The organism is Chlorobium sp. N1, from assembly GCF_004332115.1.
Classification (GTDB): Bacteria; Bacteroidota; Chlorobiia; order Chlorobiales; family Chlorobiaceae; genus Chlorobium.
This window is the reverse complement of sequence record NZ_SJPA01000004.1, coordinates 131,361-146,443: the sequence shown is the minus strand read 5'-3', so window position 1 is coordinate 146,443 and position 15,083 is coordinate 131,361. Positions and strand designations below refer to the sequence as shown.

Here is a 15,083-nt window from a genome sequence, read left to right as displayed (position 1 = left end):
CCTTCCCCGCCCGTCGTCCATGAAACGCTTCTTCGTGCTCCTGTTCTCCGTCATTGCAGCCGACCAGCTGACCAAGCAGCTCGCCGTCAGACTGCTGCGCGACCAGGACAGAAGCATCACCCTCATCAGGGACCTTCTCTCCCTCACCTATGCCGAAAACCGCGGCGTGGCCTTCGGCATGGAGTTCGCCCCTCCGCTGGTGCTGCTCCTCCTCACCGGAGCGATCGTACTCGGCGTCTTCGTCTACGTGGCGCGCAGCGAGAACCGCTCGCCGCTCTTCCTCACCGCATTCGGACTCATCGCCGGAGGCGGGATCGGCAACATGATCGACCGCATCCTCTACGGGAGGGTCACCGACTTCATCTATTTCGACCTCTACCAGGGGGAGCTCTTCGGCCACTGGGTCTCGCTCTGGCCGATCTTCAACGTGGCCGACTCGGCCATCACCATCGGAGCCTGCATGCTGGTCCTCTTCCACGACCGCATCTTCCCCGATACAGAAAAGAACGACGATGTTTGCTGACGCGCACTGCCACCTCTCCTTCCCGGAATTCAACAGCGACCGCGAAGCGGTGATAGCCCGGATGCGGGAAGCGGGCGTCGCGCTCCTCGTCGATCCCGGCACCGACCTCGAGAGCAGCCGCCGCTCAGTCGAGCTGGCAGCAAGACACTCCTTCATCAAAGCCAACGTGGGCCTGCATCCGAATGAAGCCGAAACGCCGGTGCCGGACGACGTCTACCTCGGTCTCGAGGAGCTCGCCCGCCGCCCCGAAACGGTCGCCGTCGGAGAGATCGGGCTCGACTACCACTACCCCGGCCACAGCCCCGAGCACCAGCAGGAGGCGTTCCGCACGATGCTGCGGATGGCCCGCCGGCTCGACCTGCCGGTCGTCATCCACTCGCGCGACGCCTGGCGGGACACCCTGCGCATCCTCGACGAAGAGAAGCACTCCGGCCTGCGGGGCGTCATGCACTGCTTTTCGGGCGACACCGAAACCGCACTCGAGTGCGTCGGCAGGGGATTCCACCTCTCGATCCCCGGCACCATCACCTTCAAACGCTCCCAGCTGCCGGAGGTGGTGCGCAGGGTACCGCTCGAGCGCCTGCTCACCGAGACCGACGCCCCCTACCTCGCCCCCGTGCCGTTCCGCGGCAAACGCAACGAGCCCGCCTACGTGAAGATCGTGGCCGAAGCCGTGGCCGACGCCAGGGAGATCAGCGTGGAAAAGGCCGCGGAAGCGATCTTCCAAAACACCCTCAGCGCCTTTTCGATCACCCTCTAGGCCCCCCTCCGCTTTGCAATTTCCTGTAAACTTGCGTAGGTTCAAATTCGACTTCCGGCCACCGGCCGCAAACGCCAAACCACATCCATGAACGACATCGACACGCAGTCCGCCCGCCCGGAAACGAACCCCTCCGTCGCGGAAAACCTGCTCTACCTCCTGCTCCGCCACAAGAACATCATCGCAGGAGCACTCGTCTTCGTGCTCGCCACGGGCGCCGCGGCCTTCTTCTGGATCCAGCGGCAGGCCGCCCTGGAAAAGGAAGCCGCCCCGCTGCTCTCGGCTGCCGCCGCAGCCTACGACCGCGGCGACTACCAAACCGCCCTCGACGGCACGAAAGAGAGCGTCGGGCTCAAAACCATCTCAGAGCGCTACGACGGCACCCCGAGCGGGGAGATGGCCGAACTGCTCCTGGCCAACGCCTACCATGCCACCGGAATGAACGAGGAGGCCCTCAGGGCGTTCTCCGACGTCTCGCTGAAGAGCCCCGACCTGCAGGCCGCCGCCCTTGCCGGCAGGGCTTCGGCGGAAAGCGACCTGAAAAAGTACCGCCAGGCCGCCGCGAGCTTCGAAGCCGCCGCAGCCAAAGCCGGGAACACGGCCCTGAAGTCCCAGTACCTCACGGCCGCAGCCGGAAACATGCTCGAGGCCGGCGAGACGGAAAAAGCCCAAAAACTCTTCCGGGAGGTCGTCGACCGCTACCCGGGATCGACCGGATCGGGAATCGCGCAGCGCGCGCTCTGGAAGATTTCGGGCACGCTCGAAGCCAAGGAAAACTAATCAACCCCAACACCCAGCAAACACCGCACACCATGGCATCTTCATACCTCATCAAAACCAGCCTCGGAGACATCCAGGTCAGCCTTTACGACGATACTCCCGAGCACCGCGACAACTTCAGGAAGCTCGTCGAGGAGCAGTACTACGACGGCATCCGGTTCCACCGCGTCATCGAAGGGTTCATGATCCAGACCGGCGACCCGCTCTCGCGCCACGACGACAAGCGCATGCTGCACGGCACCGGCGGCCCATCCTACAAGGTTCCGGCCGAAATCAAGCACCCGAACAAGAAGGGCACCCTCGCTGCGGCACGCGACAACAACCCCCAGAAAGCCTCCTCCGGAAGCCAGTTCTACATCAACCAGGCCGACAACGACTTCCTCGACGGACAGTACACGGTCTTCGGCGTGGTTGAATCGGGCATCGAGATCGTCGACAAGATCGCCGCGGTCGACACCGACCACAACGACAACCCGCTCAAACCGGTGACCATCGAAACCATCACCGCCGTTCCGACGGCCTGAAACAAAGAGGGCACAGCATGGACAGCATCTCCTCGAACCTTGCCGAGATCCGCCGGAGGATCGAGCGGGCCGCACTGGATGCAGGACGCGATCCGGCCACGGTGCGCCTCGTCGCCGTATCGAAGACCAAGCCGGCCGAAATGATCCGCGAGGCCTGTGAGGCCGGCCAGACGCTCTTCGGCGAGAGCTACATGCAGGAGTTCCTCGAAAAGCGGGAGGACCCGGTACTCGAGGGGTGCTCGCCCGAGTGGCACTTCATCGGGCACCTTCAGTCCAACAAGATCCGCTCCCTCATCGGCAGGGTGTCGCTCATCCACGGCATCGACAAGCTCTCCACCGCCAGGGAGCTCTCCAGACAGGCGCTCAAGCACGCGCTCACCGCCGACTACCTGCTCGAGGTGAACACCTCACGGGAGGAGACGAAGTACGGCATGCGGCCCGAAGAGGTCGAAACGGCGGCCGAAGAGCTCTTCGCTCTCCCCTCGGTCCGGCTGCGCGGCCTCATGACCATCGCCGCCCCCGACCCGGAGGCCGCCGAACTCGAGTTCAGGGAGCTGCGGGAGCTGCTCCTGCGGCTCAGGAAACTCGCCCCTCGCCCCGAGGAGCTGACGGAACTCTCGATGGGAATGAGCAGCGACTTCGAAGCGGCCGTCCGAGAGGGAGCCACCCTCGTGAGGGTCGGAACGGCCATCTTCGGCTGGCGCTGAAGCCGGCCTGAAAAGAAGGGAATCGATCCCCCGCCCTGAGGGCGGGGGATTTTTTTCTGAGGACCCGAGCGGTTATATTGAGGGTTTTCAGCCAGGGTCTCCACCAAGCACAACCATAAATCATACCGACCATGATCGCACAAAAGGCAAAAATCCAGGAAGCCGTTTCGTTCATCAGGAAAAAGACGCAGGACGAATACCCGGTGGGCATCGTGCTCGGTACCGGACTCGGAGCCCTGGCAAAAGAGATCGACGTCGATTTCGCGCTGGACTATGCCGACATCCCGAACTTCCCCATCTCGACCGTCGAGACCCATCACGGCAAGCTGATCTTCGGCACCCTGGCAGGCAAGAAAGTCGTCGCCATGCAGGGCCGATTCCACTTCTATGAAGGCTACTCGATGCAGCAGATCGTCTTCCCGATCCGCGTCATGAAGCACCTCGGCGTGAAAACCCTCGGCATCACCAACGCCTGCGGGGGCCTGAACCCCGGCTTCCGGAAAGGCGAGATCATGCTCATCGACGACCACATCAACCTCCTTCCCGGCAACCCGCTCATCGGGCCCAACGACCCCGAGGTCGGTTCACGCTTCCCCGACATGTGCGAACCCTACTCGAAGCGCATCCTCCGGATCGCCGAGAGCGTCGCCCTCGAGCACAAGCTCAAGGTCCAGCGCGGCGTCTACATCGCCCTCTCGGGCCCCTGCCTCGAGACCCGTGCCGAATATCGCATGCTGCGCACCCTCGGCGCCGACGTCGTCGGCATGTCGACCGTGCCGGAGGTGATCGCCGCCGTCCACCAGGGCACCGAGGTCTTCGGCATGTCCATCATCACCGACGAGTGCTTCCCCGACAGCCTCCAGCCGGTCAGCATCGAGGAGATCATCGAGGTCTCCAACCATGCCGAGCCGAAAATGACCACCATCTTCAAGAATGTCGTAGCCAACCTTTAATCCGCCCCACAGCAACCATGATCGACGCGATATCATTCAGGAACGGCACCTTCCGCTACCTCGACCAGCGCTACCTGCCGCTGCAGGAACTCCATGTCGAGACCAGGGACCACCGCGAGGCGATTGAAGCCATCAAGACCCTGGCCGTCAGGGGAGCGCCGCTCATCGGCGCCTCGGCGGGCTACACCGTCGTGCTCGGAGTCAACGAGTACCAGGGCGACAAGGCTGGCTTCCCCGCATACTTCCGCCAGCTCATCGAGGACGTCAACGCATCGCGCCCGACAGCCGTCAACCTCTTCTTCGCAACGAAGAAGATGGAGGCGGTCTACGAGGCCAACTACGACGCCGACAGCCTCGAGGCGCTGAAGGCCAGGATGGAGGCCGAGGCCCACAAGATCTACAACGACGAGGTCGAGAACTGCGACCGCATCGCACGCCACGGCGTCGAGCAGCTGAAGCAGGACTGCGCCGGGATCCTCAAAACGCGCAAGCTCAACGTGCTCACCCACTGCAACACCGGCACCCTGGCCTGCTGCGGCATCGGAACGGCGCTCGGCGTGATCCGGCTCGCCTATGAGGAAGGTCTCATCGAGCGCGTCATCACCAGCGAGAGCCGCCCGCTCCTGCAGGGCCTGCGCCTGACGGCCTGGGAGCTCGAGCACGACGGCATCCCCTTCGCCTCGATCTCCGACTCCTCATCGGCGATCCTCATGCAGCGCGGCATGATCGACTTCGCCGTCACCGGCGCCGACCGCATCACGGCCAACGGCGACACGGCAAACAAGATCGGCACCTTCGCCCACGCCATCAGCGCGAAGTACCACAACCTGCCCTTCTACATCGCCGCTCCCGTCTCGACCATCGACATCACGATGAAGGAAGGCACCGAGATCCCGATCGAAGAGCGCAACGCCGACGAGCTGCGCAAGATCTTCGGCACACAGGTCGCCATGCCGACCACGCCGGTCGTCAACTACGCCTTCGACGTGACCCCCGGAACGCTCATCCGCGGCATCATCACCGAGAAGAAGGCGGTCGTCGGCAACTACGAAACCGGACTGAGGGAGCTCTTCTCCTGAAGGCTTTCGGGCATTGAAGAGGGAAACCGGGCCGGACGCCCGGTTTTTCTCTGCCACAAAACAGGATACTCCGGATCTTATTTTTTCCGGATTTCCCCATATTGTCTTACCTTCCTGTACCCCGCCCCTGCAGCCAACCGGACGGGAGGGCGCTCCGCCCGGAAGGATCTTACCCGCAACAGCAACCGAACGTACCATGGACATCGTTTTTCTGGCAAGGCTCCAGTTCGCCCTCACCTCGGTCTTCCACTTCTTCTTCGTCCCGCTCACGCTCGGCCTCTCGATCTTCACGGCGATACTGGAGACCGCCTGGGTACGCACCGGCAACCGCAAGTACCTCCAGCTCGTCCAGTTCTGGGGCAGGATCTTCCTCATCAACTTCGCTGTCGGCGTGGTGACCGGCATCGTCATGGAGTTCCAGTTCGGCATGAACTGGTCGGAATACTCGCGCTTCGTCGGCGACATCTTCGGCGTGCCGCTGGCCATCGAGGCGCTGCTCGCCTTCTTCATGGAGTCGACCTTCCTCGGCATCTGGATCTTCGGACGCGACCGGCTGCCCAAAGCGGTGCACGCCGCATCGATCTGGCTCGTTGCGCTCGGCTCGAACCTCTCGGCGCTCTGGATCCTCGTCGCCAACTCCTTCATGCAGGCCCCGGTCGGGTTCCGCATGGCGGCCGACGGCTCGCGGGCCGAGATGACCGACTTCGCAGCCCTGCTCTTCAACCCCAACGTCTGGAAGCAGTTCCCGCACGTGCTCGCCGGCGGCATCGTGACGGCCGGTTTCCTCGTCATCGCCCTGAGCACATGGCATATCATGAAGGGCTCCAAAGGCAGGGAGGCCTTCGTCATCTCCATGAAGTTCGGCACCATCTACGCCTTCATCGGCACGGTCCTGGTGACACTGGCCGGGCACACCCAGATGCAGCACATCATGAAAACGCAGCCGATGAAGGTGGCCGCGGCAGAGGCGCTCTGGGAGACGGAGAACCCGGCCAGCTTCTCGCTCTTCACCATCGGCGACGAGGAGAAGCTCGAGGACCTCTACTCAATCCGCATCCCCCGCCTGCTCTCCTTCCTCGCCTACAACTCGTTCGAAGGCGAAGTGAAGGGCATCCGCCAGCTGCAGGCCGAGTACGAAGCGCAGTACGGCCCCGGCGACTACGTCCCCTCCGTCATCACCGCCTACTGGAGTTTCCGGCTGATGGTGGGTGCCGGCACCCTCATGCTCCTGGTCTCGCTCCTCGCCCTCTGGAAGGTCTCGAGGGACGACTACCGGTTCCCGCCGCTCCTCGGCGCCCTCTTCTTCTGGTCGATGCTCCTGCCGTGGATCGCCAACTCGACCGGCTGGATCCTGGCCGAGATGGGCCGCCAGCCCTGGATCGTCTTCGGACTCCTGAAGACGGAGCAGGCCGTCACGCCGGCCTCGGTGGTGGGCCCGGGTGAGCTCGTGCTCTCCATCGCCCTCTTCACGGCCCTCTACCTCCTGCTCGCCGCAGCAGACCTCTTCCTCATCCGCAAGTACGCCGCCCTCGGGCTCGAGGGCACCGAATAACCCGAAAAAGAGCACAACAATGGAACTGCAAGCACTCTGGTTTATCCTCGTCGCCGTCCTCTTCACCGGGTTCTTCTTCCTCGAGGGGTTCGACTTCGGGGTGGGCATCCTGCTCCCCTTCATGGGAAAGGACGACCGCGAACGCCGCGCTGTCATCAACACCATCGGTCCGTTCTGGGACGGCAACGAGGTCTGGCTCGTCACCGCAGGAGGCGCGATGTTCGCCGCCTTCCCCCACTGGTACGCCACCCTCTTCAGCGGCTTCTACCCCGCCCTGCTCCTGATGCTCGCCGCCCTCATCATGAGGGGCGTGGCCTTCGAGTTCCGCAGCAAGCACGACAGGCCGTCGTGGAGGAACTTCTGGGACTGGAGCATCTTCCTCGGCAGCGCCCTTCCCGCCCTTCTCTGGGGCGTGGCCATGGCCAACTTCATCCGCGGGGTTCCCGTCGACGCTTCGATGAACTACGCCGGAGGGTTCTGGAACCTGCTCAACCCCTATGCGCTCGCCTGCGGCCTGGCCTCGCTCTCGATCTTCACCCTGCACGGCGCGGTCTTCCTCACCCTGAAAACGACAGGGGAGATGCGCGAGCGTGCGATGGCGACCGCCAAAACCCTCTGGACCCCGGCCGTCCTGCTCTCGATGCTCTTCATGGCCTACACCTACGTCGAAACCGACCTCTACCAGCGGCTCGGCATCAATCCCGGCATCGTTCCGGTCTTCAGCGTCCTGGCGCTGTTCTCGGTCAGGACGCTCCTCCGGAGAAACGCCTCCGGCTGGGCTTTCGCCATGACGGGCGTCGCCATCGCCTTCTCGACCGCGACCATCTTCATGGGCCTCTACCCGAGGGTGCTCGTCTCGAGCCTCAACCCCGAATGGAGCCTGACGGTGCAGAACGCCTCGTCCTCCCCCTACACGCTCTCCATCATGACGACGGTGGCGCTCATCTTCGTCCCCCTCGTGCTGCTCTACCAGGGATGGAGCTACTGGGTCTTCCGCCAGCGGGTGGCCGTCGACGCGCACCACGAATACTGATCCCGCAGGATGAACAAGCCGCCATTCCCCCGAGATGAACATTGACCGGCGCCTCCTCGCCCTCATAGGCCCGGAGAAGGCGCCGTTCGTCCTCTCTATCGCGGCATCCACGGCCGTCTCGGTGGCGCTGATCGGCCAGGCGGCCGTCCTCAGCCTGATCATCAGCCGCGCCTTCCTCGAAGAATCCCCGCCCGCCTCGCTCCTTCCTCCGATCGGGCTGTTCGCGCTCCTCAGCATCCTCAGGATGCTCTTCGGCTGGCTCGCCCACGCCGGGGCGAAGCGCGCCTCGACGGCCGTGCGCCTCGCGCTCTTCGAGCGGCTCACCAGGGCCGTCGCCCTCCGTGGCCCCCTCTTCACCCGCTCCCTTCCGAGCGGCCGGCTCTCGACCACCCTCCTGAAGGGCATCGAATCCCTCGACGCGTATTTCAGCCAGTACCTTCCGCAGCTCTTCCTGGCGCTTGCCGCCCCCGTCCTGATCCTCGGCGCCGTCTTCCCCCAGGACCCGGTCTCGGGGTTCATCCTGCTCGGCACCGCCCCCCTCATCCCGCTCTTCATGGCGCTCATCGGGCGAAGGGCCGGAGCGATGACCGACCGGCAGTGGGAGAGCCTCAGCCGGATGAGCGGATACTTCCTCGACATGCTGCAGGGAATGACGACCCTCAAGCTCTTCGCGCGGAGCCGCAGCCGGCGGGACGCCGTCGCCGAGGCCGGGGAAGGGTTCAGGAAGGCGACGATGCAGGTCCTGCGGGTCGCCTTCCTCTCCTCCCTCACCCTCGAGCTGGTCGGCACCATCGGCACCGCCATGGTCGCCGTCGGCATCGGCCTGCGGCTGCTCTCGGCGGGACTCGAGTTCCGAACCGCCCTCTTCATCCTCCTGCTCACCCCCGACTTCTATCTCCCCCTCCGCCAGCTCGGCCTGAAGTTCCACGCCGGCATGGAGGGGGTGAGCGCCTCCAGGGAGATCTTCGGAGTGCTCGACCTGGCCGCCGAAAGCGATCATGCCGGAGAGGACGAAAAGAATCCCGCACCGCCGGCCGACCCCGGCCGCTCTGACATCCGTTTCGAAGGGGTCGGCTACAGCTACCCCGGTGCCGATGCCCGGGCCCTCAACAATCTCAGCTGCACCGTCGAAGCGGGCCTCACCACCGCCCTCACCGGCCCGAGCGGAGCCGGCAAAAGCACCCTGGTGAACCTGCTCCTCCGATTCCAGTCGCCGGACGAAGGCACATTCACCCTCGCCGGACGGCCGATCGGGGAGTTCGACCCGGAGGAATGGCGGGAACGCATCGCATGGGTGCCGCAGCATCCGTTCCTCTTCAGCGGCACCCTCCGCGAAAACATCATGATGGCCAACCGCCGGGCGAGCGGAGAGGAGCTCCTCCGGGCCGTCCGCTCTGCGGGGCTCGAAGAGCTCGTCGGGCTCCTCCCGGAGGGGCTCGACACCCCGCTGGGGGAAGGCGGGGCGCGCTTCAGCGGGGGCGAGGCCCAGCGCATCGCCCTGGCCAGGGCCTTCATCAGGGATGCGTCGCTCGTCGTGCTCGACGAACCGACCTCGCATACCGACCCGGAACTCGAGATGGCCCTCAACCGGAGCATGCGCGAGCTCGTGCGCGGCCGAACCGCCCTCATCATCGCCCACCGCCCCGAGACCATCCGCACTGCGGACAGGATCCTGGTGCTCGAAGAGGGCCGGCTCAGGGCATCGGGCACCCACGCTGAACTCATGGAGGAAGACGCCTTCTACCGCGAGGCGTTCGCCACCGAAGGGGAGGAGAGGCCATGAAGACCTTCCTGCGACTCGTCCGCATCGTCCGTCCCTGGACCGGCTGGATGCTTCTTTCGGCACTGCTCTCGTTCCTGGCGACCGGCAGCGGCATCGGACTGCTCATGACGGCCGCCTACCTCATCGCCAAGGCTGCGCTGGAGCCGCCCCTTGCGGCCCTGCAGGTGGGCATCGTCGGCGTGCGCTTCTTCGGCCTGGCGCGCGGCGTCGTCCGCTACCTCGAACGACTCGCCTCGCACGACACCACCTTCCGCATCCTCACCAGCCTGCGCGTCTGGTTCTATGACGCGCTCGAGCCGCTCGCCCCGGCCCGGCTCATGCAGTTCCGCAGCGCCGACCTCCTCCAGCGCTCGGTCGACGACATCCAGAGCCTGGAAAACCTCTACACGAGGGTGCTCGCCCCTCCCCTGACGGCGCTGTTCACCGCGCTGCTGCTCTGGCTGCTGCTCGGCTCCTTCTCAGTGGAGGCGGCCCTGGTTCTCCTCGCGTTCCACATCCTCGCCGGCATCGGCATCCCGCTCCTCTCCGTACGGCTCGGCCGCGGCACCGAAAGCGGCATCATCCGCCAGCGGACCAGGGAGCGGCTGCAGGCCGTCGACTTCATAGAGGGGATCGCCGAACTGCAGATGTACGGCGAACTCGAGCGGCACCTCCGTGAGATGCGGCAGGCCGAGAGGAAGAAACTCTCGCTCGAGCGGAGAAGCGCCCTCGTCGACGGCATGCACGAGACCCTCGTCGGGCTCACGATGAACGCCGCGGTGCTCGCCGTGCTCTGGTCGGTCATGCCGCTTGCCCGGGCCGGCGCGGAGAGCGGCATCCTGCTCTCCGTCGCGACGCTCGCCGTCATGGCCTCGTTCGAGCCCTTCACGATGCTGCCGGCCTCGCTCCGCCACCTCGAGGCCGACGTCCACGCGGGGGAGCGGATCTTCGAGATCCTCGACGCCGAACCCGAAGTGCGGGATCCCGACGCCCCCGCAGCTGTTCCCGACCGTCTTCCGATCACGGCCGAAAAGCTCTCGTTCACCTATCCGGGCAGCACGCGCCCGGCGCTCGACGCGCTCTCCTTCAGCATTCCCCAGGGATCGAAGGTGGCCGTTGTCGGTCCGAGCGGATCGGGAAAATCGACCCTCACCTCCCTCCTCGTACGATTCTGGAACCCGACCGAAGGAACGCTCGCTCTCGGCGGGAACCCCATCGAAGCCTACAGCCAGGAGGAACTGCGCCGCCACGTCGCGCTCATCCCGCAGCGGACCTACGTCTTCAGCGAAACCATCCGCCAGAACCTCCTGCTCGCCCGGCCCGGGGCCTCGGAGGACGAGCTCGTCTCGGCACTCAGGGCGGCCGGGCTCGGCCATTTCAGGGCGCGGCTCGACGAGTTCGCCGGGCAGCACGGCATGCAGCTCAGCGGCGGAGAGCGCCAGCGCCTGGCCATCGCCCGCGCCATCCTGCAGGACGCCCCGGTCGTCGTGCTCGACGAAGCGACCGCGAGCCTCGACCGTCCGACCGAGCGGGAGGTGCTCCGACGCGTCGAAGAGGCTTTTGAAGGGCGCACCCTCATCACCATCACCCACCGCCTGCAGGAGATGGAGCGGTTCGAGCGCATCCTGGTCCTCAAAAACGGCCGGCTCGCGGAATCCGGCACCCACAGTGCGCTCATGAAGGAGAATGGCGTATATTGCGCGATGTGGAACCTCCAGCACCGTAGAACAGGAACAGAAGCATGAACGAAAGAGCAGAACAGTCCCCCGCCGCCTCCCCGAAACGCATCTTCGTCGTGGGAGCGACCGGCTACATCGGAAAGTTCGTCACGAGGGAGCTGGTCAAGCGGGGACACGAGGTGGTGAGTTTCGCCCGATCCCGCTCGGGAGTGGACGGAGGGACGAGCCAGGAGGAGACCCGCCGCGAGCTTGCCGGCTCCGAGGTCCGCTTCGGGGACGTCGGCGATATGGAGTCGATCCGGCGGGACGGGATCCGCGGCGAGCACTTCGACGCCGTCTACAGCTGCCTCACCTCGCGCACCGGCGGCATCGAGGACTCCTGGAAGATCGACTACCGGGCGACCTCAAACGCGCTCCGGGCCGGCATGGAAGCCGGCATCGCACACTTCGTCCTGCTCTCGGCCATCTGCGTGCAGAAACCCATGCTGGAGTTCCAGCGCGCGAAACTGAAGTTCGAGGCCGAACTCGTTGCTTCCGGAGTGGACTATTCGATCGTGCGCCCGACCGCCTTCTTCAAGTCGATCGCCGGCCAGGTCGAGTCGGTCAAAAGCGGCAAACCCTACGTGATGTTCGCCGACGGGGAGCTGACGCGCTGCAAGCCCATCAGCGAAGCCGACCTGGCGCGCTTCATGGCCGACTGCCTGGAGGATCCCTCGCTCCGGAACCGGATCCTCCCGATCGGCGGACCAGGAAAAGCGATCTCTGCCAGAGAGCAGGGGGAGATGCTCTTCAGCCTGCTGGGCCGCGAGCCGAAATTCAAGAAGGTGCCGATCCAGATCTTCGACGTCGTCATCCCCGTCCTCACGCTGCTTTCGAAGTTCCTGCCGAAACTCCGCGACAAGGCCGAGTTCGCCCGCATCGGCAAGTACTACTGCTCCGAGTCGATGCTGGTCTTCGATCACGAAAAAGGCTGCTACGACGAGGATGCGACCCCATCGTACGGCACCGACACCCTGCGCGACTTCTACGAGCGCGTCCTCAAGGAGGGGCTGAAGGGACAGGAGCTCGGCGCCCACGCCATGTTCTAGCGGGAAGCGGGAAACGGCCTTTCGCCGAGCAGCCGGTCGAAATCCACCGGGAAGGAGGGCTCGAGCCGACCCTCGCTGTCCCGCCCCTCGGGCATCGGGTGCACACCCCGGGGAAACTCGTCATGGCGCAGCAGGTAGTTTGTAAGCCAGCCCGTCAGGCGCCAGTAGCCGGACGGCTTCGCGTTCGGATCCGCAGCCCGGGGGTTCGGGGGCTTCCCCGCGGCCCACTCTTCGACGATCCCCTCCACCAGCGCCCGGTAGCGGGCCTCGCGTTCGTTTCCGCATTCCACCATCACTGCCCCCCGTTCTTGTTGTTTGCGCCGGTCCGGGCAACCCTTCGGATTTTCGATGCGTCGAAGCCCATGGCAGCAGCTTTCTTTCTGAGCTCATCGTAGAGCCCCTCTTCCATCACGGGCGAGCGGCCGAGTATCCACAGCAGGTCGCGATCGTGTCCGGAGACCAGCGCCCAGCGGTACTCGGGATCGAGCACGAGCACGTTGTAGCTGGCGTAGAAGGGACCGAAGAAGGAGACCTCGAGCGCCCCGCGGTCCGCCGCGCCGGCGAACTTCGCCCTGCCCTTCACGCTCTTCCACTCCTGCTTCCGGCCGTCGTAACCCCGGTTCTCCACCCTGACGGAACCGTCTTCGGAGAGGGTATAGGTGGCCGAGACCTCCTCGAAGTCCTTCTCGAACGAGTTGGGGATCCGCGCGATCTCGTACCAGGTTCCGAGGTAGCGCTCGAGCGAGAAGTTTCCGACGGGCTCGAGCCCCTCCGGCACGCCGGTGCATCCGGCCGGCACGAGCAGCAGGATGCAGAGCGCGCGTCTGAACAGAGCTGTGATCTTCATGGTTCTTCCTCCTTCTTTTCTTCGGTTATCCGGCATACCTCGCCGGGGTACTCTATCTCGACAGTCGAATGCTCGATGCCGTGCCGGCGTACCAGCCCGGCGATCCGCCGCTTCAGCTCCGTGTAGGCGCATGCGTCGAGTTCACGCTCCAGCTCGAGGTGTGCGGTGAAGACCTTCTGGCGCCCGTCCTGCGACCAGATGTGGGCGCTGTGGACCGCACGCACCCCCTCGAGCCCTTCAGCATCCCGCACCACCGCCTCGAGGCTCACCCCTTCCGGCACCGCCTGCAGGAACACCGGCAGCATCGAGCGGAGGTTCCGTAGCGCCCCGAAGAGGATGACGAGGGTGATGGCAACGGCAAGCAGCGGATCGAGCACGGGAATATCCCAGAACATGAGAACCACGGCGACAACGAGCACCGCCGCCCAGCCGAGCACATCCTCGAGAAGATGCAGGGTGACGAGACGCGCGTTCATGCCCTCCGTTTTGCCGATCCGGAGCATCGCCAGGAGGTTGACGCCCACACCGATGAGGGCGAGCACAACCATGCCCGAAGCATCCGGAGTGCCGGGATCGACAAGCCGCGGCACGGCCTGGACCAGCACGAAGACCGAGCCGCCCGTCAGGATGAGGGCGCTCAGGAGTGCGCCGACAAGCGAGAATCGGCGGTACCCGTAGGAGTATCGTTCACTCTGCCCGGCGAGCGAGAGGCGTTCGAAGTACCAGGCCTGTCCGAATGCGAAAGAGTCGCCGAGGTCGTGGACCGCGTCGGCCAGGATCGCGGTGCTGCCGGTCAGCCATCCCCCCACAAACTCCACGAGCGTGAATGAGAGGTTGAGGAAGAATGCCATACCGATGTTGCCGGCGGCAGTGTGGTGGTGATGGTCGTGCGTCTGTGCGTCTCCTGCGCTCATTCCGGGACTCCGTTCAGTCGAAAACGATGGTCTTGCGTCCGTTCAGCAGGATGCGGTGCTCGCAGTGCAGGCGCACCGCCCGGGCCAGCACCAGCCGCTCCAGGTCGCGCCCCCTGCGGATGAGGCCGCTGAGGGTGTCGCGGTGGCTCACCCGCATGATGTCCTGCTCGATGATGGGCCCCTGGTCCAGCTCCTCGGTGACATAGTGGCTCGTCGCTCCGATGATCTTTACGCCGCGCTCGTAGGCCTGGCGGTAGGGGTTGCCCCCGACGAAGGCCGGCAGGAAGGAGTGGTGGATGTTGATGGCGCGACCATGCCAGCTGCGGGCGAACTCCGGCGAAAGCACCTGCATGTAGCGGGCCAGCACGATGGCGTCGACATTGTTCGAGCGGAGAAGCTCCTGCTCGCGGGCCTCGACCTCCGGGCGGGTCCCGGCCGTCAGGGGGAAATGGTGGAAAGGGATGCCGTACTGGGCGGCAAGCGGCCCGAGGTCGGGGTGGTTCGAGATCACCAGCGGGATCTCCGCCTGGAACTCTCCCATGCTGTAGCGCCAGAGCAGCTCCTGGAGGCAGTGGTCGTAGCGGGAGACGAAGAGGGCCAGGCGGGTGGGCCGGCCGGTGAAACGGATGCTCCAGTTGGCTTCGAACTCCAGGCCGAGGGGGCGGAAAGCCTCCCCGAGGCGCGAAACGGGTATCGAGAGCCCCTCGGTGCTCCATGAAACGCGGATGAAAAACATGCCGGCCTCTGCATCGACATGCTCGTCGAGGTCGATGATGTTGCCGCCCCGCTCGTAGATGAAGTGCGAGATGCGGGAGACGAGGCCGCTGCGGTCGCGGCAGGAAAGCAGGAGTATGGCTGCCGGGCTTGGTTCCTGGTGCATGG

At 65.1% G+C, this 15,083-nt stretch carries 16 protein-coding genes; 12 read left to right on the top strand and 4 right to left on the bottom strand.

All coding sequences use genetic code 11. The features are described 5' to 3' along the window. Nucleotides 1-19 precede the first annotated feature (19 nt). From lspA to E0L29_RS07260, 12 genes are all read left to right on the top strand, one after another. Nucleotides 20-523 carry a signal peptidase II gene (lspA, locus tag E0L29_RS07315; protein WP_131357024.1) on the top strand — a complete coding sequence of 168 codons (504 nt, stop codon included), beginning with the start codon at nucleotides 20-22 and terminating at the stop codon, nucleotides 521-523. Then, nucleotides 513-1,283 carry a TatD family hydrolase gene (locus E0L29_RS07310; RefSeq protein ID WP_131357021.1) on the top strand — a complete coding sequence of 257 codons (771 nt, stop codon included), beginning with the start codon at nucleotides 513-515 and terminating at the stop codon, nucleotides 1,281-1,283. Before lspA ends, E0L29_RS07310 begins: the two co-directional genes overlap by 11 nt. 87 nt (nucleotides 1,284-1,370) lie before the next feature. Then, nucleotides 1,371-2,063 (top strand): tetratricopeptide repeat protein, encoded by a 693-nt coding sequence (locus tag E0L29_RS07305; RefSeq protein ID WP_131357018.1) that lies wholly within the window; start codon nucleotides 1,371-1,373, stop codon nucleotides 2,061-2,063. 32 nt (nucleotides 2,064-2,095) lie between these two features. Then, on the top strand, nucleotides 2,096-2,587 hold the full coding sequence (locus E0L29_RS07300; RefSeq protein WP_131357015.1) for a peptidylprolyl isomerase: 492 nt from the start codon (nucleotides 2,096-2,098) through the stop codon (nucleotides 2,585-2,587). A gap of 17 nt (nucleotides 2,588-2,604) precedes the next feature. Continuing rightward, entirely contained in the window at nucleotides 2,605-3,294 is a 690-nt protein-coding gene (locus E0L29_RS07295; protein WP_131357012.1) for a YggS family pyridoxal phosphate-dependent enzyme, read from the top strand. A gap of 131 nt (nucleotides 3,295-3,425) precedes the next feature. Continuing rightward, nucleotides 3,426-4,247 (top strand): purine-nucleoside phosphorylase, encoded by an 822-nt coding sequence (locus E0L29_RS07290; RefSeq protein WP_131357009.1) that lies wholly within the window; start codon nucleotides 3,426-3,428, stop codon nucleotides 4,245-4,247. 17 nt (nucleotides 4,248-4,264) lie between these two features. Then, a complete protein-coding gene (gene mtnA / locus E0L29_RS07285; protein WP_131357006.1) occupies nucleotides 4,265-5,326 on the top strand; it encodes an S-methyl-5-thioribose-1-phosphate isomerase in 1,062 nt (353 codons plus the stop codon). 196 nt (nucleotides 5,327-5,522) lie between these two features. Next, nucleotides 5,523-6,878, top strand: a complete 1,356-nt coding sequence (locus E0L29_RS07280; protein ID WP_131357003.1) for a cytochrome ubiquinol oxidase subunit I — start codon at nucleotides 5,523-5,525, stop codon at nucleotides 6,876-6,878. 19 nt (nucleotides 6,879-6,897) lie between these two features. After that, nucleotides 6,898-7,911 carry a cytochrome d ubiquinol oxidase subunit II gene (cydB, locus tag E0L29_RS07275; RefSeq protein WP_131357000.1) on the top strand — a complete coding sequence of 338 codons (1,014 nt, stop codon included), beginning with the start codon at nucleotides 6,898-6,900 and terminating at the stop codon, nucleotides 7,909-7,911. Nucleotides 7,912-7,945: 34 nt separating this feature from the next. Continuing rightward, the gene (cydD, locus tag E0L29_RS07270; protein WP_131356997.1) at nucleotides 7,946-9,694 is read left to right on the top strand and encodes a thiol reductant ABC exporter subunit CydD; all 1,749 of its coding nucleotides are present in this window, start codon (nucleotides 7,946-7,948) and stop codon (nucleotides 9,692-9,694) included. After that, nucleotides 9,691-11,418 carry a thiol reductant ABC exporter subunit CydC gene (gene cydC / locus E0L29_RS07265; RefSeq protein WP_131356994.1) on the top strand — a complete coding sequence of 576 codons (1,728 nt, stop codon included), beginning with the start codon at nucleotides 9,691-9,693 and terminating at the stop codon, nucleotides 11,416-11,418. Before cydD ends, cydC begins: the two co-directional genes overlap by 4 nt. Further along, nucleotides 11,415-12,440: an NAD(P)-dependent oxidoreductase gene (locus tag E0L29_RS07260; protein WP_131356991.1), complete on the top strand. Its 1,026-nt coding sequence runs from the start codon at nucleotides 11,415-11,417 to the stop codon at nucleotides 12,438-12,440. The genes cydC and E0L29_RS07260 overlap by 4 nt, the downstream gene beginning before the upstream one ends. On the opposite strand, the gene E0L29_RS07255 is transcribed toward E0L29_RS07260, so the two are convergent. The 4 genes from E0L29_RS07255 to purU are packed head-to-tail and all read right to left on the bottom strand — an operon-like array spanning nucleotide 12,437 to nucleotide 15,081. Then, entirely contained in the window at nucleotides 12,437-12,733 is a 297-nt protein-coding gene (locus E0L29_RS07255) for a hypothetical protein (RefSeq protein ID WP_347564592.1), read from the bottom strand. The genes E0L29_RS07260 and E0L29_RS07255 overlap by 4 nt on opposite strands. Beyond that, the gene (locus tag E0L29_RS07250) at nucleotides 12,733-13,287 is read right to left on the bottom strand and encodes a lipocalin family protein (protein WP_131356988.1); all 555 of its coding nucleotides are present in this window, start codon (nucleotides 13,285-13,287) and stop codon (nucleotides 12,733-12,735) included. The genes E0L29_RS07255 and E0L29_RS07250 overlap by 1 nt, the downstream gene beginning before the upstream one ends. Beyond that, entirely contained in the window at nucleotides 13,284-14,201 is a 918-nt protein-coding gene (locus E0L29_RS07245; protein ID WP_131356985.1) for a cation diffusion facilitator family transporter, read from the bottom strand. Before E0L29_RS07245 ends, E0L29_RS07250 begins: the two co-directional genes overlap by 4 nt. Nucleotides 14,202-14,214: 13 nt before the next feature. Next, entirely contained in the window at nucleotides 14,215-15,081 is an 867-nt protein-coding gene (purU, locus tag E0L29_RS07240; protein WP_131356982.1) for a formyltetrahydrofolate deformylase, read from the bottom strand. Nucleotides 15,082-15,083: the final 2 nt, after the last annotated feature.